The organism is Shewanella sp. CAL98-MNA-CIBAN-0140, from assembly GCF_040309905.1.
In the GTDB taxonomy this organism is placed as follows: Bacteria; Pseudomonadota; Gammaproteobacteria; order Enterobacterales; family Shewanellaceae; genus Shewanella; species Shewanella psychromarinicola.
Genome location: NZ_JBEOPI010000003.1, coordinates 18,315 through 37,777, shown reverse-complemented (window position 1 = coordinate 37,777; position 19,463 = coordinate 18,315). Strand labels below are relative to the sequence as shown.

At 41.9% G+C, this 19,463-nt stretch carries 14 protein-coding genes; 5 read left to right on the top strand and 9 right to left on the bottom strand.

Annotated elements, in window-relative coordinates; genetic code table 11:
• Positions 1–27 precede the first annotated feature (27 nt).
• The 5 genes from AAEY93_RS02400 to rmuC all read right to left on the bottom strand — a co-directional run bounded on the left by AAEY93_RS02400 (position 28) and on the right by rmuC (position 7,973).
• A complete protein-coding gene (locus AAEY93_RS02400) occupies positions 28–2,079 on the bottom strand; it encodes a transglutaminase TgpA family protein (RefSeq protein WP_351074768.1) in 2,052 nt (683 codons plus the stop codon).
• Positions 2,076–3,194 (bottom strand): DUF58 domain-containing protein, encoded by a 1,119-nt coding sequence (locus tag AAEY93_RS02395; RefSeq protein WP_351074766.1) that lies wholly within the window; start codon positions 3,192–3,194, stop codon positions 2,076–2,078. Before AAEY93_RS02395 ends, AAEY93_RS02400 begins: the two co-directional genes overlap by 4 nt.
• 14 nt (positions 3,195–3,208) lie before the next feature.
• Entirely contained in the window at positions 3,209–4,120 is a 912-nt protein-coding gene (locus AAEY93_RS02390; RefSeq protein ID WP_101030369.1) for an AAA family ATPase, read from the bottom strand.
• Between the two features lie 286 nt (positions 4,121–4,406).
• A complete protein-coding gene (locus AAEY93_RS02385) occupies positions 4,407–6,335 on the bottom strand; it encodes a transglycosylase SLT domain-containing protein (RefSeq protein ID WP_124014194.1) in 1,929 nt (642 codons plus the stop codon).
• Between the two features lie 141 nt (positions 6,336–6,476).
• Entirely contained in the window at positions 6,477–7,973 is a 1,497-nt protein-coding gene (rmuC, locus tag AAEY93_RS02380) for a DNA recombination protein RmuC (RefSeq protein ID WP_124014193.1), read from the bottom strand.
• Between the two features lie 355 nt (positions 7,974–8,328).
• Here rmuC and msrP point away from each other — a divergent pair, with 355 nt between their 5' ends.
• Positions 8,329–9,366 (top strand): protein-methionine-sulfoxide reductase catalytic subunit MsrP, encoded by a 1,038-nt coding sequence (gene msrP, locus AAEY93_RS02375; protein WP_124014192.1) that lies wholly within the window; start codon positions 8,329–8,331, stop codon positions 9,364–9,366.
• Positions 9,366–9,971 (top strand): protein-methionine-sulfoxide reductase heme-binding subunit MsrQ, encoded by a 606-nt coding sequence (gene msrQ / locus AAEY93_RS02370; RefSeq protein ID WP_351074763.1) that lies wholly within the window; start codon positions 9,366–9,368, stop codon positions 9,969–9,971. Before msrP ends, msrQ begins: the two co-directional genes overlap by 1 nt.
• Before the next feature lie 12 nt (positions 9,972–9,983).
• Here the strand turns inward: msrQ and AAEY93_RS02365 are convergent, their stop codons facing one another.
• Entirely contained in the window at positions 9,984–10,313 is a 330-nt protein-coding gene (locus AAEY93_RS02365) for a hypothetical protein (RefSeq protein ID WP_101030374.1), read from the bottom strand.
• 320 nt (positions 10,314–10,633) lie between these two features.
• Between AAEY93_RS02365 and AAEY93_RS02360 the strand changes: the two genes are divergently transcribed.
• The gene (locus AAEY93_RS02360; protein WP_351074761.1) at positions 10,634–11,098 is read left to right on the top strand and encodes a lysozyme inhibitor LprI family protein; all 465 of its coding nucleotides are present in this window, start codon (positions 10,634–10,636) and stop codon (positions 11,096–11,098) included.
• Between the two features lie 53 nt (positions 11,099–11,151).
• Here AAEY93_RS02360 and AAEY93_RS02355 read toward each other — a convergent pair whose 3' ends face one another.
• Complete coding sequence (locus AAEY93_RS02355) at positions 11,152–11,328, bottom strand: DUF6435 family protein (RefSeq protein WP_124014189.1); 177 nt, start codon at positions 11,326–11,328, stop codon at positions 11,152–11,154.
• 442 nt (positions 11,329–11,770) lie between these two features.
• A complete protein-coding gene (locus tag AAEY93_RS02350; protein WP_351074758.1) occupies positions 11,771–12,976 on the bottom strand; it encodes an MFS transporter in 1,206 nt (401 codons plus the stop codon).
• Between the two features lie 538 nt (positions 12,977–13,514).
• Here AAEY93_RS02350 and AAEY93_RS02345 point away from each other — a divergent pair.
• Positions 13,515–15,221, top strand: a complete 1,707-nt coding sequence (locus tag AAEY93_RS02345; protein WP_351074756.1) for an AMP-binding protein — start codon at positions 13,515–13,517, stop codon at positions 15,219–15,221.
• 736 nt (positions 15,222–15,957) lie between these two features.
• Here the strand turns inward: AAEY93_RS02345 and AAEY93_RS02340 are convergent.
• The gene (locus AAEY93_RS02340; RefSeq protein ID WP_351074754.1) at positions 15,958–17,838 is read right to left on the bottom strand and encodes a methyl-accepting chemotaxis protein; all 1,881 of its coding nucleotides are present in this window, start codon (positions 17,836–17,838) and stop codon (positions 15,958–15,960) included.
• 786 nt (positions 17,839–18,624) lie between these two features.
• Between AAEY93_RS02340 and AAEY93_RS02335 the strand changes: the two genes are divergently transcribed.
• Positions 18,625–19,371 (top strand): TetR/AcrR family transcriptional regulator, encoded by a 747-nt coding sequence (locus AAEY93_RS02335; RefSeq protein WP_351074752.1) that lies wholly within the window; start codon positions 18,625–18,627, stop codon positions 19,369–19,371.
• Positions 19,372–19,463: the final 92 nt, after the last annotated feature.

Sequence of the window (19,463 nt, the reverse complement as noted above, 5' to 3'; positions counted from 1 at the left end):
GAATGATTGCTGATGTTGTGCCCAACATCAGCGGCGCAGAAGTCGCAGCCGTAATCGACGGTATAACTGCTTAAATTGTTGCTGCCGTTGCTGTGCTTGTTGCACCGTGAGCGGTTGATATTTAAGTGCCACAAAGGCATTGCTTAAGGCTGTAAAGTCAGAGGCTATCTGAGGTGATAGGGCGCTTAAATGTGCGTTAACCGCTGCGGCGTAATCAGACGGGGCTTGGCCTTGTTGGCGGGCGATGCCTTTTTGAGCTAAGCGCTGACAAATGATCTGATAACGTTTATTAAGCGGGTCTTGTTGGCGGTCAACATTGAATAACCCCGCGTAGTAAGCAATCATCAGCGCGATGATCATAAAGCTGAAAATCATCAATAAAGCGATTTTACTGCTACTCACATCACCCAATAATCTTGCTAACACTTGCTGTTTTCGTTGTTCGTCAAAGCCTAGCACCCACACGCTCCAATAATAATCGACACTGGCAAGCTGTTGACGCAACTCGTTTAACCATGGGTATTGCTTCATGTGCAGAGAACTAAAAGGACTGTCTTGTAAGTAGCTGCTTTGGCTGTCAAAGGTGGCATCAAAACCATCGAGTATTCGTTGCGGTGCGATCATCGCGGTAGGATCAAAGCGTTGCCAACCTAGGCCTTCAAACCAGACTTCGGTCCAAGCATGGGCCATGTATTGATAAACGCTATAGTAACCCGCTTTAGCATTGTACTCGCCGCCTTGATAACCCGTTACCATCCTAGTTGGAATACCACTAGCGCGCGCCATAAATACCATTGCAGAGGCGTAATGGGCACAAAATCCGGCCCGGTTTTCAAACATAAAATCATCTATTTGCTGCTCACCGACACTGGGTGGACTTAACGTGTAGTAATAGGCTTGCACGGCAAAGTAATTCATCATGGCATTGATGCGCGCCTGTGGGTCGGGATAATCTTTGGCAAATTGTAAGCCGAGTTTGCGTGTTTTCGGGTTGCTATTGGACGGCAACGTGAGGTTTATCAGTTTGGTATTGCGGTCGAGTTTGGGGTCCATAATGAGATCTGGATATGACGTCACCCGATAACTCATACGTTGATCGACAGGTCTTAATGAAAACAAACGATAATCTGCTAATTCAACCACGAGATCATTTTCGCTAAACGCTTCATCTAAACCATACAACCATTTTTGATGACTGGGTTCGCTAATGACCACATAGTTAATTTTCCTACTCATATCATTAGCGCTAGGTGCTTGACGTTCGGGCTGTTGAAAATAGGCCTGATGCTGTACCTGCTGAATACTGGGGTCTTGGCGCCAGGTTTTGCCATCATAATTTTCCATCACCAAGGTGCGCCAGTAGAGATCTTTATTGGCCGGACCTAAGGTACTGCCGTCTGGGTTTTCAAAACCGGCTCGAAAAGCTAATTCAGCAGAGCGGGTTAACTTGCTAATGTCACCAAAGGAGACTTCATCGGATAAACCCGTTGTGGCGGCTTTCATGTTCGGTACTAACCACAGTGGGCTTAACCGTGGAAATACCACAAATAGCAAGATGGCTAATGGCAAACTCTGCAGCACCAATTTAAGGCTAAAACTGAGGTTGGCGGCTTTATTCGACTTATCCTGGTAAACACTGATTAACACCCCGGTATTGAGTACTGTTACCGCCAACAAGTGCAAGGTATTAAGCATGCTTTGCTGATCAAGCAAGGTCAGCGCGATTAGAAAATAGCCCACTAAGACAATGGCTTTAACGTCTCGGAGTTCCCGCATTTCAATGTATTTTAACGCATAACCTAGGATTAATAAGTTAACCAGCGCATTGAGTAACCCTATTTCACTGGACACCAATGCGAGAGTAATGGCGGCGCCAATAGCTAAGGAGGTCACCAGTATTTTGGGTGGTGCGGCCACTTTACCGAGAAAAATCCCGACTCGCCAAATAAAGCAAATGGCACAAATGCCAAGACTCCATAACGTAGCTTGTTCATGCAAGGGACTGAGGATGGCGACATTGGTGATTAATAACCAAAATAAGGTATTACGACTAATAATAGTATCAAAGTTATCGGTCATAATGGCTCACCTACTGACGACTTTGTCACATGACTTGGACTAAAATCTGGATTCATATTCGTGGGTAAATGATAAGTCCCAATGGCTGTTTGGCAGGCCACTCGGTGTGCTTCGCCTGTTTGCTGGTTGATGATATGTTCATCCAGTATTAAGCCAAATATTTGTTGGGATTGGCTTAGCTTATCAACTTGCCATGCTAATTTACTGAGCTTGTGTTCAATGTTATTCCCCGACGTATTGGCTAATGTTAACCACACAGGTAGCCCTTCAGGTTCAGCAAATTCTTTGGTTAACATCCCTTTGTCTTGAGCCCATTGTTTCCACGCGACTTGTTTGAGTGATTCGCCTGGAATATAGCTGCGTAAGCCTTTGTAGTCGTCAACGCCTGGATGCAATTTGCCGTGTTCATATTGTGTGTCATTGTCGCTGATGTGGCTTGCCAGTTTGATATCACACACTTCTGGTTTGGCGAAAATAACATGATGAATGTCTAAGTCGACATAGGACCAGGCGCGGCATAATCCTAACGGGAAGTACGATGAGACTTTGATCCGTCCCGGATTTAATCGACCGCGTTTGGTGTGTTCAAACACTACGGTTGCAATGGTTTGTTCTTGCATTCTCTTCACGCGAGCATGGCGCTGATGGCTAAATTGCAAGCAAATCTGCTGGTGGGTGGTATCGGGATTATCTTGTCGAGTATGGCCGGTTAACATGATCGGGAATGGCATACTGTCATCAGCGTAGGCATGTGGCGGCGTGACGGCCTTGAAGGTTAATCCTGCTAAATTTTTGTAACTGTAAATAATGCAGGTATGGAACACACTGGCGAGTAATAAGCTTAAGCCAATCACTAAGTTGTTTTGATAATTGGTGCCAAATAAATACAGTAAGACGATCAATCCAAGCCAAAACAGACCAAAACCACTGGGTAAGATAAAAATGCCTTTATGGCTGAGGGTAACTTGTTTTTGCGGTGGCAGACGTTTACTTATCCATCTTGACCAGCGTTGTGTCAACCATGAGGGTGTTAGGCGACTTAATCGAGATGGCTTGAACGCGCCACTAGCATCATGTGGTGAAGCATGCTTTTTTGCTGTTGTCGATTTAGCCATGAGAGCCAGTACCGTTAACGTATGGGGTTGACGCTGGCGAGTATGGTGTCAGACAAAGCTTGGCCTTGAAATTGACTACTGCTGCGAATGCGATGTTCGGCAACCGAGGCAAATACCGCCTGAATATCTTCGGGTACCACGTACTGGCGCTGATGAATAAAGGCCCATGCTTTGGCTGCTTGTAATAGGGCAATACTGGCTCGTGGCGATAAACCGTTGGCGGTATTGTGTTGACGAGAAAAATCCACCAAGGCAATTAAATAATTAAGTACCGCATCAGAAGCTGACACTTGGGCCACTTGTTGTTGCAACAACATCAGCTCTTGCGGGGTTAAACATTGCGATAATGATGCCGGTTTACTGGCTTGGGTGTGCGACTTTAACATGGCTAACTCGGCTTCGGCGCTGGGATAGCCGATGGAGATCCGCATCATAAACCGGTCAAGTTGCGACTCGGGTAAAGGGAAAGTACCCGCTTGATCAACCGGATTTTGGGTCGCAATAACAAAAAACGGTGAGCTAAGTGGGTGGGTGATCCCATCAATGGTAATTTGTTGTTCTGCCATGGCTTCGAGTAAAGCACTTTGGGTTTTAGGGCTAGCGCGGTTAATTTCATCAGCCAGTAACATTTGATTAAACACCGGGCCTTTGTGAAATATAAACTGTTGTTGCTCTTTACTGTAGATGGATACTCCAAGAATATCAGCAGGTAACATATCACTGGTAAATTGGATCCGCTGATAACTCATGCCTAAACTGCTGGCAATGCCTTGGGATAAACTGGTTTTACCCATGCCAGGTAAATCTTCAATCAGTAAGTGACCTTTGGCGAGGATACAAGCGACGGCAAGTTTGATTTGCTCAGGTTTACCTAGCAAAACTTGGCTCAGTTGATTGAGTAATGTTTGGATATTTGATTGCGACACGAAAACTCCAACTTTTAGTCATGAACCATTATCGGTTGATTATTGATTATTGATTATTGATTATCGATTACTGTATCTAGTGATGGTTTGTCGTTATCGCTTAGCGTTATGGTTTCTCGTTACCGGATCAGCATAAGCGTAATGGGTTAAATCGCAAATGATTATCAACAATTATTGAGTCAGCGGAGAATGGTGATCATACGTTACCCCTGCGACTTGTGTTAAGTAATAATAGCCGCCACGTTGTGGCGGCTATTATTACTAACGACGAGTAAACTGGTCATTATTAATAACGATGGCTGAACTCTTTTGAGCTAAACATCCCCAAACTTGGATTATCTTTGTGTTGAAAAATCATTCTGTAACTGAGCACCGCTTGCACATATTCACGGGTTTCAGTGTATGGAATTGTTTCAATAAAGCTCATCACATCTAAGCTTCCTTTAGAGACTTTTAACCAGCGTCGAACACTCCCGGGACCGGCATTATAAGCTGCCGTTGCGAGCACCCTATTTTGATCAAACTGTTTAAGTAATTCACTGTAATACGCACTGCCCAACATAATGTTCACTTTAGGGTCGTACAGGTCTTTTATGCCATTAAATCGTATTTTGTTCTTTGTAGCGGTTTGCTTGGCGGTGGCGGGCATTAATTGCATTAACCCCCTGGCACCCACACCTGAAGTCGCATAAGGATAGAATGCACTTTCTCGACGAGAAATCGCCCGGATCTCGTCAATGTTTACCGTGAACTTTTTACTGGCTTTGACAAATTCATCATTGGCGGCTTTAGGAAAACGTAAGGCTAATGAATTCCATAATTGCCCTTGAATGCTCGATTCGACACTAAAAGCATGCCAGCCGTTATTTAAGGCCAATAGGCCATATTGTGCCTTCATTTCGCTGTTGTGGCGGCGCATTAAATAGAGCCATTCGTTACGGGCATCAATCTGTTTATCTAAGGCCATTAATTCAATCACGCGAGCAAGCCCTGGGTCTTGGTGTAACCTGGCTTGCAACTCGGGGTTGGGTGCCAAATTATCATCATTCATCGCCAGAGGTTTACCTAAGGCTTCAGCGGCATTAAAACCGTAAAAATTACGTTGGCCACTTAAGCTTGACTGTAATTTTATCGCCGCTGTTTTGTCGTGGCGAGAGGTCATCTTAGCTTGCCAATATTGCCAGCGCGGATCGGCTTTACCTTGATCGCTCAGCAAGGCTAAATACTTCTCTACGGTAGTAAAGTCTTGCTCACCAATGGCCCAACGTAAGCGAATTTCGTATAGGTCATCAGATTTAATTAAGGGCAGCATGGTATCAATGTGTGACACCAGTTTTTCATCTTGCTTAATTAATGCTCGGCGGACTAAATAGCGATTAAGTTGGCGCCCTTCAACGTCGGTGAAACGATTGGTTTTTTGGTATTTAACATATAATTTAATCGCTTGATGTAAATCTTTGAGTGCCAGTTTACGCAATCCGGCATCGACAATATCACCTATGATCGGTTTAGAACTGGCAAATTTTTTCATATGACGCAAACGATTGGGATCGCGATAAACAGACAATAATAGCTTGGCTTCGTCATCATGTTGGGTGACTTTTTGCGATAAATAACTCAGCAAACTAGATTGCCCTGCATTAAAACTCAGCAGCATACGGGCCCAGAGGAGTTCTTGTGTGCGGTAGCCCGCTTTAGTCCATTGGTTAATCACGGCATCACATTCTTTTGGACGTGAGTAACCATGAACCCATAAACGTTCTATCCCCTTGTATGCCATAGTGTTATTACCTGCATCAAGTTGTGCTTGGTAATAATAACACTGTAGACGTACATCATTAGGCGTGTCTGGGGATATCACCAGAAAGTCTTGCCAATGTTGTTTGTTCCCCGCATGGAGCAGGTATCGATAACGGGCGTTATTGTATAACGGGGTGGTATCAAATTGGTTAATTGAATTCAGTGCCGTTTGCCCAGAAGATCGCACTATGCTATCGATATTAGCGTGGTAATCGAGGTAAACCGTTAACGGATAATCGGCTAATTTTTGACGTAATGCTTGATACTTGTCGAGTTGATTGTTATCCAGTGCTTGACGAGCATCGAGATAGTTTTGCTGTTGCGATGTCAATGCATGAGCTTGGCCGAAAAAGGCCAATGATGTACAGAGTAATAATGCGCCAGTAATAAAAGTGTTTGCCCAAGTGTTACGCATTTAAATGTGAATCTCCGCCTCAGTATTTCATTTGCTACTAAGTGTTTGTGATAAGTGTTTGCGTTAAGAGTTTGTTGTACGTGTTTTGTCACTATTAGGCTTGTTGATTAAATAAAGATTAATAATTACTCCTGCTAGCCGTTAAATATTTTGTTGATGGGTTTCGGCTGACTCATCTAGTGCACGGTTAAGCAATTGTTTGTCTAACTGTTTGCTGGTGTCGACTCCAAATTGCTGCATCTGATGCGCTTGTCTAATGACATTGCCTTTGCCTGACGATAATTTTGCCATGGCACTTTGATAGCTTTTATCTGCCGTATCTAAGGCGCGACCGAGCTTTTCCATATCTTCAAGATAACCACATAATTTGTCATAAATGCGGCTTGCTTGCTTGGCAATATTTTGTGCATTTTGATTTTGATATTCATAACGCCATATATTATTGATAGTGCGTAAGGCCACCAGTAAATTGGTAGGACTGACGAGCATAATATTTTGTTCAAGCGCGAAATTGACTAAGCTTGGATCGTATTCAATGGCCAGTAAAAAGGCGGGCTCAATTGGGATAAACATAAGCACATAGTCCAAACTCTTGAGGCCGTGCAGCTTATGATAATCTTTTTGGCTTAGGCCTTTAATGTGCTGCCTAATCGACAGTGCGTGTTCTTTTATGGCTTGATCTCGAATGTCTTTATCTTCGCTATTAAAGTAACGTTCATAGCTGACTAGCGACATTTTTGCATCGATCACTACGTCTTTTTGCTCGGGTAAATGCACGATAACATCGGGTTTAAAGCGCTTACCATTGTCGTCTTTTAAATCTTGTTGTGTTTGGTACTCATGGCCTTCGCGCAAACCACTTTCTTGTAATACGCGATCTAAAATGACTTCGCCCCAATTACCTTGCTGCTTGTTGTCACCTTTAAGTGCATTAGTCAGGTTAATGGCGTCTTGGCTCATTTTTAAATTAAGATCACGTAAATTATCTAATTGATGTTTTAACGCGCTACGTTCAGATTGTTCATGAGTATATGACTCTTGAATTTGACGTCTGAAGCCTTCTAATTGCTGCTTTAACGGCCCGATTACGCCGTCTATTTGTGAGACATTTTGTTGTTTAAAGCTTTCACTGCGCTCTTCAAAAATTCGATTGGCCAGGTTTTCAAATTGCAGTTTAAGGCGCTCTTCTGCTGACTCGAGTAGAACAATTTTATCTTGTAATGACTTTTGCTCTGTTTCTGCTTTGACCAAAATGGTTTGTTGCACAGCGTTCGACTTGGCTAAATTGAGTTGGGATTCCATTAAACGATGCTGGCTATCGACCATTTGTTGCTCGACGACATTAACCCGATCGGCTTTGGTTTCTGCGCGAGACAGTTGAGCAATCAGTTCTTCTATCTTATGTTGCAGATGATTACTGTGATCGATTTTATCATCGAGCTTATCTTGTAACCTCGACATCTCAATATGCACTTCATTAAGTTGTTGAAGTGTTTGTTGTTCATGTTGAAGTTTTAGCTGCTCCCATCGTTTACGAGTTAATCGTTGATTGATGAGGGCGCCAATTAAAAAGGCAAGGAACGCGACAGCAATCAGAGCTGCAATTTGAGGGGGAGTTAACGACACTGCAAAAGGCATAACAATAACCGATAGAAGATAATGGTTAAGGGTCGCACGGCTAATAAACGCCTGCAAGGGGCAAAACAAGGATTGGATGAAATATTGTTGTTAATGATTAAATTTAAATCTACCTGTAACTTGAGTTCGTATCAACTGTCATTATGGCGGCGGTTATTGTGCTATTTTACTGACAAATTATGACCAAATCTGCTTTTGGCGGTTTTTAATAGTATGTTGAATTAACAAGATCAATACGTTGAATTAAAAACAGCAATACGTTGAAATAAAAAACCAATGTAACCTGTCTATTGAGAGATGAAGAGCAGATTTTGGTCTCGATAGGCTGTCGACAAACATTTATAAGAGGTGATTTATGGCGGGTAATAAACGCTTTACTAAAGGCATACTTAAACGGGCTCCTTGGCATCTTGCCGATAATCAAGTTACACCTGAATCGGTATTTAATGATCGCCGTAATATCGTTAAAGCCTTAGGTTTAGGGGCGTTAGGGGCCAGTTTGCCGGGGCAAGTTCAGGCGGGTATTTTTGATCTATTTGGTGAACAACAAGCCAAAAATCCCTTTACTACTCAAGGCCTACAATACGCAACACCGGCAAAGTTTGTATTGCCAAGTCCTAAAACACCAGAAGATAAAATCACTCGTCATAATAATTTCTATGAATTTGGTAATAGTAAGTCGGATCCTTATGACAATGCCCAAGGTTTTAAGGTTGATCCTTGGACGTTAACCATTGACGGCTTGGTCGATAAACCCATCACCTTAGATTTAAATGAACTGACGACACGTTTTGCTCTGGAAGAACGCACTTATCGCCTACGCTGTGTTGAAGCGTGGTCTATGGTAGTCCCTTGGGTGGGTTTTTCGTTAGCCAGTTTACTCAAACAAGCCGGCGTGCAAAGTAATGCAACTCATATCGCTTTTGAGACCTTGTTTGATCCTGAGCAAATGCCAGGGCAAAAGAGTCGCTTAATGGGGGGCGGGATCCATTATCCGTATGTTGAAGGCTTAACGGTTGCCGAAGCGATGAATGATTTATCGTTTTTAGCGGTAGGCTTGTACGGTAAAACGTTGCCGCCGCAAAATGGTGCTCCAATCCGCTTAGTCGTGCCTTGGAAATATGGTTTTAAAAGTATCAAGTCTATTGTGCGAATTCGAGTCATGGATAAACAACCTCCGACAAGCTGGAATCAATTGGCCTCAAGTGAGTATGGTTTTTACGCTAATGTAAACCCAGAGGTTGATCATCCTCGTTGGTCGCAAGCCTCTGAGCGCAGCATCGGAGAAGGCGGCTTATTCTCTGCTAAGCGTATTCCGACCCAAATGTTCAATGGTTATGCTGATTCAGTGGCCGATTTATATAAAAATATCGATCTGAGGAAGTTTTACTAATGCGCATAAGTCCTCGAGGACTGTTTTGGTTAAAGGTGTTATTGCATATTAGCTTTTTATTACCCGCCTTTTATTTGGTGACACTAGTGTTAACTGACAATGCGGGTGGCGATCCGGTGCAGTATATTATTCATTATACCGGTATGGGCGCGATTAATAGTTTATTAGCCACGTTACTGATTTCACCCATCGCCAAACGTTTTAAGATAGCGGCGCTAATGCAAACTCGCCGTTTGGTGGGCTTGTATGTGTGTGCTTACGCACTATTGCATATTAGTGCTTTTATTAGCTTAGATTTGTTGTTTGCGTGGGGATTATTGGTTGAGGAGGTGATCAAGCGGCCTTATATCTTAGTCGGCGCAGCAACATTAATTATTATTGTATCACTGGCGCTAACCTCGCCTAATGCTATCAAACGACGTTTGGGAAAGCGCTGGCAGTCATTGCACAATTGGGTTTATCTGGCTGCCATATTGGCACCGATCCATTTTTATTGGTCGGTAAAGTCAGAGATTATTGAACCCAGCATCTATATTGTTTTATTTGCCGCGCTATTGGTTTACCGCAAAGACAGTCTTTATAAATGGTTGAAACCGAATAAATAACCTACGTTATGACTAACGGCGCAATTTTTGATTGAGGCCGTTGGTTGAAAACGCCGCAAACACCGTAAATATCATGACTGATACCATGATAATGGCCAATCTTAACCAAGGCTGTTCGAGTGCAATGCGCATATCGATGAAATTGAACGTGGTTACTGCCCACACAAATATCACGCTGATCAGTAAGCCTATCTTGAGTAATGTGTATACAAATGAATGTTTAATAAACATCAGCAAGGGTAAACTTATGGCGATAATGGCCAATATATGCTGATCAAAGCGTAAAAAATGGGCGCCCAATAATAGGTAAGCCAAGCTGATAATGGTTACTCGCCACCACATGCCAATTCTCCTCAATAACGCGTAATAACAAATGTAATTATTAACGTAACAACTCGCGCAATCATTAAGAAAATCACTAGCGCAACAGCTGACGTTGACCTGTGCAGCATAACGTTAAATGAATGGCTATTCTTGATTGTGGTTCACAGATAATTTAATTACCTCTGCTCGGGGTAATAAAGGACCATCAAACCGCTCTTTGTCCTGCTATCTGCGTTGATTTGCAAGCGGCACGCTATTGACGCGTCAATGTACCTTGTGAGTAAAAAAATGCTAAGTTTGATATGACATAGGTTGAAAGACTGTAAGGAGTATTATCAATGAAACAATATATCATCCTAGTATTACTGGGTTGCACTATGGTGTTAAGTGGCGGGGGTTGGGCGCAAGAAACTGACTATCAAGCAAGTGTGCATCAAGAAACAGGCCATGAAGTAGCGGTTGACTGTAGTAATCCGATTAACACCCTTGAAATTAATGACTGTGCTAGGCAGCAAGCCGATGATGCACAAGTAAGATTGGACAAGTATATGGCTAAAGCCAATGAGCAATATCATGATTATCCAAAGGCGCTTGAAGCACTACATCTGTCTCAACGAGACTGGCTGCCATATCGAGAGTCTTATTGTCATGCTATCTATGAGTTATGGCGAGATGGGACTATAAGAGGTGCAATGTACCATGGATGTATGCTGCAACTTACTGTGCAGCGCACTCATAATATTTGGCAACATTATTTAACGTATATGGACTCCAGTGAGCCTATATTACCCGAGCCAAAATAACGATCCCCAATAAGTGGATAATGGCTCCCGAATTCAGATAATAACTGTGACGATTATTTACTTGCAGCCTCTAGTGTGACTATCTTAGCCCAAATCTGTTCCGATTCTGCGGTTAGCAGAGAATAGGTCTTTATATCGCCTTTACGCTGTGCTTGCATGGCTTGCTCCAGTATTGAATCATAGCTTTTACGTAATTTTTTGACTGGATCTGGCTTTAAAAATGAAAACATTGTTTGGCTCTTTGTGATGGCTAATAGCATTAGATACGAAGTAACTGAGGTTATAGCCCATTATAATTAACGGTTTTCTACTGGATTTTGCTATTTATGCAAAGATGGTTTGCTGTTTGTTCGGTCAATAAATTCCCCATAATTAGCCAAGCTGTGGGAGACTGATGACATGCATTATGAACGCAACTTTTTTCAACACAACACTTTTCAACTGCTTTTAGTGGCTAATGTAAGCTTTCTCATTGTTGTATTATTCTACCTTGGCGTGAGTATTCAGCCGCCAAGGTAAATCATTTTCTAATGGGATTATATTGGCCCATTCAGCATGTTGGCGATGACATTTTCATCTACAATGTTATCGCCAATGAAGTAGATAATGTCATCTACAAGGTCATCTATAATGTCATCTACACTGTCATCTACAATGTCAGCAACAAGGTGATTAAGCAGGGCATTGCTGCAATTGGGAATTTTTCTTGCTCATTTGCAGATAACTTAACAGCCACATTATGAAGCCGCCAGTAAATAGCACCGCCGCAACATAACCCGTCTCGTTGGGTAATGCACCTTGTGCGATAACCATGCCGCCTACCCAAGGGCCGATGGCATTGGCGATGTTAAATGAACACTGCACCAAGGCACCTATCATGGCGTGGCCGTTTGGTGATACATCCATCAGTAAGGTTTGAATTAAGGTGGCTAAGCCTAAACTGCAGCCAATAAAGAAAATCACCGCATACAATAGCCAAATGTTATGGCTGGCACCGACGTAGGCAAGCGAAAATATAATCATACAAATTAAGGCTATGCCTGTGGTGTATAAAGCCGCACGATCGGCCGCTTTGCCTAATACATAGTTACCCAATGTACAACCAATACCAAACATCACCATCGCGATTGAAATTGTGTATGCCGGCGTTTGGGTGACCACTAAAATGGTGTCGGCAATATAAGTGTAAATACAAAATACGCCGCCAAAGCCAATAATCACAATACCTAGAATTGACCAGACCAATTTATTTTTCAACACGCCAAATTCATTGATTAAATTTGACGGCTGGCTGTTTTCTATTTTAGGGATCACTACATACACGCACGCCAGTGCAACTAAGGCCAGAGCTGATGCCCCCGCCAAGCAATAGCGCCAGCTTAAATTTTGCCCAACTAAAGTGACAATTGGCACCCCGACGATAGTGGCTATGGTTAAGCCCATAAACACTTTGGATATATAGCTGGCGCGTTTATCTTGTGGGGCAATATCGGCGGCTAATAATATGGCCGCGCCAAAGTAAGCGCCATGGGGCAGGCCACTTAAAAAACGGAATACAATAAGCTGTTCAAGTGAGGTTGCCATGGCACTTAAGCCATTGGCGATAAACATTAATGTCAGAAAAATAGCCAAGGCATGGCGTTTTTTCATATTGGCCGTCGTCAGCATTAAAATCGGCGCCCCGACAACAACCCCTATCGCGTAAGCACTAATGGCATAACCGCTCTGTGACGGTGTTGAGGAAAATGTTTCGCTGATTAAGGGCAGCATTGGCATCATCGAAAACTCCGATAATCCCAATATAAATGTGCCTAAGGCTAATACCAGCAAAATGGCGCGAGTATTAAGTTGACTTGGTAACGTTGCCGCCGATGCCATAAAAATCCTGTTAGTGATAAGAGATAAATAGTGATAAGTACGACTTCACTACTGAGTACATGGCGATAGAGACAAGCACCATTTGGGCTTGAATGTTGCAGACAAACAATAAGCTTTATCTGTCACGCAAAAAGTGTCCGAATCGAGCTAAACATCGTCGCAATAATAGTAATGTCGCGATTGATTGTTTTAGATTATCGACGGTAAGGTGAAAAAATATGGGCGTTTATTCGATATTTAATCAAATGTTTTATAAATTAATTATTCATTTAAACAAGTGGTTATGATTGTTTTTTTGTGATTTTTTTGATCTAATCAGTGGCTGTAATGTAATCATGTAGTTAATTAAAGCGGTTAATGCTGTTTAAAATGGATTATTGAAATATTCACGTTCTACAGTGTAACAAATCCCTTCCGTCGGCATCAATCTTTAGTCTAATACCGCCGTTTTTTACTTGTGAGTGACCCCATGTATTGGTTAGTTTGAATAAGACTAATCATAATATTCATTATAATAATAAATGCCATGGAGGCTTCAATGTTTATCCCGCCAAATCAAGCAACATTTCCACTAACGTTAAGTGAATATCATGGTGCCACTTCAACGACGCTGATTGAAAACACCATTGGCCAATATTTTGATGATATTGCTAATACCTATCCAGATAATCTTGCCGTCGTCGTTCATCATCAAGATATCCGCTGGAACTATCGCCAGTATCAAGCCAAGGTTGACGCACTTGCCACAGGCTTATTGAAACTAGGTATTCAACCTGGGGATAGAGTAGGGATCTGGTCACCCAATAATATTGAATGGTGTTTAACTCAATTTGCTACCGCTAAAATTGGTGCCGTAATGGTGTGCATTAATCCGGCCTATCGAACAGAAGAGTTAGCATATTCCCTCAGTAATGTTGGTTGCCGTGCCGTGATTTGTGCCGATAAATTTAAGTCGAGTAATTACCTGAAGATGTTGAATGAGCTAGTGCCAGAATTAAGCGACAATCTAGGTCACTTATCTGCTCGCGCATTACCCGAACTTGAGTTTGTGATCCGCATGGGAACAGACAAGACACCAGGCATGCTTAATTTTAACGATTTGCTGGTTGATGTTAGCCGTGATGACCAACAGGCGTTAGCCACTATTGCTGATACACTCAACAGCCATGATTCGATTAATATTCAATTTACCTCAGGCACCACAGGTAGCCCTAAAGGCGCGACGCTATCGCATCATAATATTTTAAATAATGCCTACTTAGTGGCAGAGGCAATGAAGCTTACTCCTGCCGATAAACTGTGTATTCCTGTGCCGCTATATCATTGTTTTGGTATGGTATTAGGCAGCTTATCTTCTATTATTTACGCTTCAGCGGCAGTGTATCCTAGTGAGTCTTTTGATCCACTAACCACCTTGCAAGTCATCGCACAAGAGCGCTGCACCGCATTACATGGTGTGCCGACTATGTTTATTGCCGAATTAGAACACCCACAATTTAACCAGTTTGACCTTAGCTCACTGCGCACTGGCATTATGGCTGGCGCCACTTGCCCTGAAGAAGTCATGCGCCGAGTACAAGAACTGATGTACATGAAAGAGGTGCTGATTGGTTACGGACAAACCGAGTGCAGCCCGTTAAACCACATTACTGAAATAGATTCTCCCATCGAAAAACAAGTGCTCACCGTTGGCCGAGCATTGCCACACACCGAAGTGAAAATTATCAATGAATTTGGCGACGTGGTTGCTATTGGTCAACCCGGTGAAGTGTGCAGTCGAGGCTACTGCATTATGCAAGGTTATTGGAATGACCCCGCTAAAACCGCTGCAACCATCGACAGTGCTGGTTGGTTACATTCGGGCGATATCGGTCAAATGGACGAGCTGGGTTATGTGCAAATTGTGGGTCGTATTAAAGACATGATCATCCGCGGCGGCGAGAATATTTACCCACGTGAAATTGAAGAAAAGCTCTACAGCCATAAGGACGTGCAAGACGCGGCCGTGTTTGGCGTGCAAAGTGACAAATATGGTGAGGAGGTGTGCGCCTGGATTAAAGTTCGCGCCAATGCCGACATTACCGAAGACGATATTCGTCATTTTCTAACTGAAAAATTCGCCTATTTTAAAGTGCCGCGCTACATCAAGTTTGTCGACCAATACCCCATGACCGTCACTGGCAAAATTCAGAAATTTAAAATGCGAGAGTTAATGTATCAGGAGTTACATAAAGCGATAAATTGATATTTTACGTGTAATCATTTAAGCCCAGTGTTGAGTTATCGCACTGGGCTTTTATGTTGAAGGGCAATCTATTTCAAAGTGAACTAGAGACTACACGCGGCGGACGAGTACAGCATTAAATGGCAAGTCATAACCGTCATAACCGTCATAACAGTCATAACATTGACCTAATTGACACAGCCTGACTTTCGACAAAAAATTTGAGTTTGAATTTGAGTTTGAATTTGAGTTTGAGTTTGAATTAAACACAGCTGTAAATAAATGATGTTTTCTCGATAGCGCATGGTGAGTGATACCATTGGCAACTTATTTTGTCTAATGGCTCAGAACGTTAGCGTCAAAACGCAGTAATTTTAAATGCGCCAATTGATGCACCGAGAGTGGCATCAAACGATAAATTGAGGCTTCATGATTGCGCGAATTGATGTTGATGGGGTCTGGCACTCGTCGCCAATCGGTCTTCCTATTGACGAGGTTCAGCCCAAAGCGCTTGAATGAGCAGGTTAGCTTCGCTGATATGTGAAAGTGTCGACGGTACTTATGTAAATTATTTTTTTTATGGCCACCATAGAGGCCGAAAAAGCATCGTTAAATAGTTAAATGCTAACGCTTTGTTGATCATCAAAATGGTGTCAAGTCAATCTCGGTGAACGCCTATATTGGCAGCATGTCATAGTCCTCAATGTAACCAAAAGTCATGATCTTTCGATGACATTGAGGAATACTTAAGTCTGCCTTAAAGCTTAAATTTGCTCACAATACCATTTAGAGTATTCGCCATTCCGCCCAGCTCATTTGCAAGCTCAGTAGTGCTATCGGCGTGCTTATTGGTTTCTTTTGCCGAATCATTGATCTCCAGCACACTCTGGTTAATTTCCGCGGCGACCTGAGTCTGCTGCTCTGATGCTGTGGCGATCTGGTCATTCATATTAAGAATAACAGAAACAGAAGTGGTGATTTGTGTCAGGGATAGGTTTGCTTCCTCTGTCTTGGTCGACGTTTGTCGAGCGAGCAGCGTACTCTTGCCCATTTGATCTACTGCTTTTTTAGCCTCTGTCTGAAGCTTTTCAATCATCATAGTGATCTCATTGGCGCTATCTTGTGTTCGGCTTGCAAGGTTTCGAACTTCATCTGCGACTACCGCGAATCCGCGACCTTGTTCACCAGCACGTGCCGCTTCAATGGCAGCATTTAGAGCCAAAAGATTAGTCTGATCGGCAATGCCTTTAATCACATCGAGAATGCTACCAATATTGACCGTTTCTGCCTCAACGTTTTCGATGACATGGGTGACACCGTTCATCTCATTGACCAGTAAACGGATATTAGCATTCATATCCTCGACCACTTTCATTCCAACCTCAGAATATTCGCTAGCGCCCTGGGCCGACTCTGCCGCTTGCAGTGCACTTCGTGCTACTTCATCGACGGTGGAGGTCATTTCGTTCATCGCCGTCGAAGTCTGCTCAAGCTGGACTGTTTGTGCCTTCGAGCCATCACTCATCGTTTGGGCAGACGATGAAAGCGAGGCAGAAGAGCGATTAAGATCATTTGTTGTGTTATTAATATTGGCGACAATGGCCCTAAGATTCTGTGCCATGGCGATCACATTGCCATAAATACCTTCCTCCTGCCCGGAAGAGGATAAATTCATACTCAAATCTCCCTCTGCCACTTGCTTAACCATGTTTGATATTTCCAGTGGCTCGCCGCCAATAGGTTTGTAAATAAGGCGAATAACCATCTGGTAAATAACGATCATGAGTACAATCAAGGAGATCACGATCAAGATAAGAACGTCATGTAGGTTATTCATGCTAGCAGCTTCGATGACATCTATTGCTTCATAGCTAGCCACAGTCCAATTACGGACTTTCATCTTATGACTTGTGACAAAGTAATCGCCCAAACCCGGAGCCGAGTATGTCATCGACTTATTTGAGTCAGATATCGCTCGGTATTGTGGGCGCAAGTCAAATATGTTCTTGCCAATATGGTCTTTTACCTCACTAGATACTATGTAGCCATCGCTGCGGTAGACGAACATTTGATTGTTATTGCTAAGAGAGGCAACAAAATCACTGAATAACTTAACCGGGATATTGATTAACACCACCCCAGAAATTTTCCCTTGGTGCATGATAGGCACAGAAAGACCAAACACTTCGACGTTTTTAGTGACATCGACAAACGACGTGCTCACGACGTAGCGCTCACCTGCAAAAATATTTATGAACCATTCACGCTTAGCCGTGATTGCATTAAAATTAGCGACAGCCTTACCGTCACTAATTAGGGTGCCATCCTTCAAACCTAAATAGATCCCCGCTTCACCATTAATCGTCTGGGCTATTTCCTCAACGGTAAGGTTTGCTCGTTCAAGGTCGAGTTCGCCATATTCATCGAAAAAGAATGTGCCAGAATCAATCACATCGAAAAAGCGCATTAATTTTTCATCTAATGCCTGAGCCACCAGTTTAGATTGTGTTTCAACCTTATCTTGATAACTCGCGCGGCTGAATTCTGCAAAGTTTTGATAAGCAACGATGGATACCAGCAACACCATAAAAAAAGATAACGAGGTAAATAGCCCCGTTATTTTGTATTTCAACAACATAAATATTCAACCCATAATATGAAAATAAAAAATCAAAGAGGTTTCAGCTAATCATTACAGACGAGACCAGAAAATCGTAATTTTAATTGAAGGCAAGATACAAATAATCTTTATAATTAGCAACTTATTTGCGCCAGACTTTTGAAGTCTTCAGCAACAGGGGCATCATGTGTAATCTATATCCACTTATGGAATTACTTCCAAATAAATCAATATGCAGTGGTCTATAAAATAGTCACTTTTTAGAGCCTAAGCAGAATAATCGGTCCGATCCATTTGGCGTCAACCCACTCGATAGTGTGTAACAAGGAAGGAGTCTATGAAACAACGTTAAATGAGAATAGACAGGTGAAATAAATAAAATAAAGATAACAAACCGTATGAAACCCCGAAAAGTAAAGTTTATTTATTAATTCGCTAAATTAGCTATTCAATTCTTGATATATTTAATGTTTATATAATACTTTTTTAATATATACTAAACACGATGTTTTTTCTGTATCATAATAATAACATTCGTTGATATTTTTGTGTGTAGCACAAATAAAAGTCGCTTTTTTTAAGTACAAAAATATAATCTAAATTTATCGATATGGATGTCAATTCTTGATGTTTTTAATAGAAACATTCTAATTTAGCTTAAAGAGATTTATTTACTAAGGGGATAATTCTACGTGAGGTCGTAAACCTTTTTTAGATGTGAAGTTAATCACAAATGCCCAATGCCCACTATAAGATTACCTGACCATACTGTAATATGTTACTAAGCATATTCGAGGGTAAAAAATGAAATGTCCTTCAGACCAAGTCTGTATCGTTCGGTGCAATAATATACTAAACGCAGCAGACAAACTGATAGAGTCACAAGGTATTGTATCTTTTAATTTTTCTCAACTTGCCAAAGATGTTAGTTGTTCAACAGGGACATTATATAAGCATTTCAAAGGGAAGGAAGACATCTTAGTTTGTTTATTTTTAAGGAACGCAACATCAAATCACCTGCACGGTTTTGTTGAAAAATTCCCAGAGTTAACTAAATACCAAAAAGTATTATTACCAGTCTTATTCACATTTGAAGCAATAGAGCGTAGCAAGAGTTTTTCTACTTTGCGATCCATTTCTGTTAATCCTATGATCTGGAAACTCGCCAGTGATGAGAAAGTTGAGCGTTTTAAAAAACGTATAAATGCATTTTGGTTTTGGTTCTCAGACTCAATTGCTTCAGCTATTGATTCTGGTGAGTTAGACGCAACAACAGAAGAAGCGAGTCAACTCGTACAAGGGATTATCTTCTATTTAACGGGTTCATTAACCCAATTTGAAAGCGAACTCATTGAATCAAAATATTTATCTGATCGCAAAAAAACTTGTTATATACACCTTGAAAAACTGATGGCTCAATACCATTGGACGGTACCACTGACAAAAAATGATTTTGAATATTTACAACGTGATGTTAAAAAGTATTTTAATACACATTACCAATATAAAATGGACTGCGCCGCTTGCAACTCTATATCAAATAAACTTTAACCATGACAAATATATAATGGTTTTTAAATATGACTTAATAAATCAATAATACTTTAGGTTACCTTGACCCACAATATAGTTTTAGTAGGTTC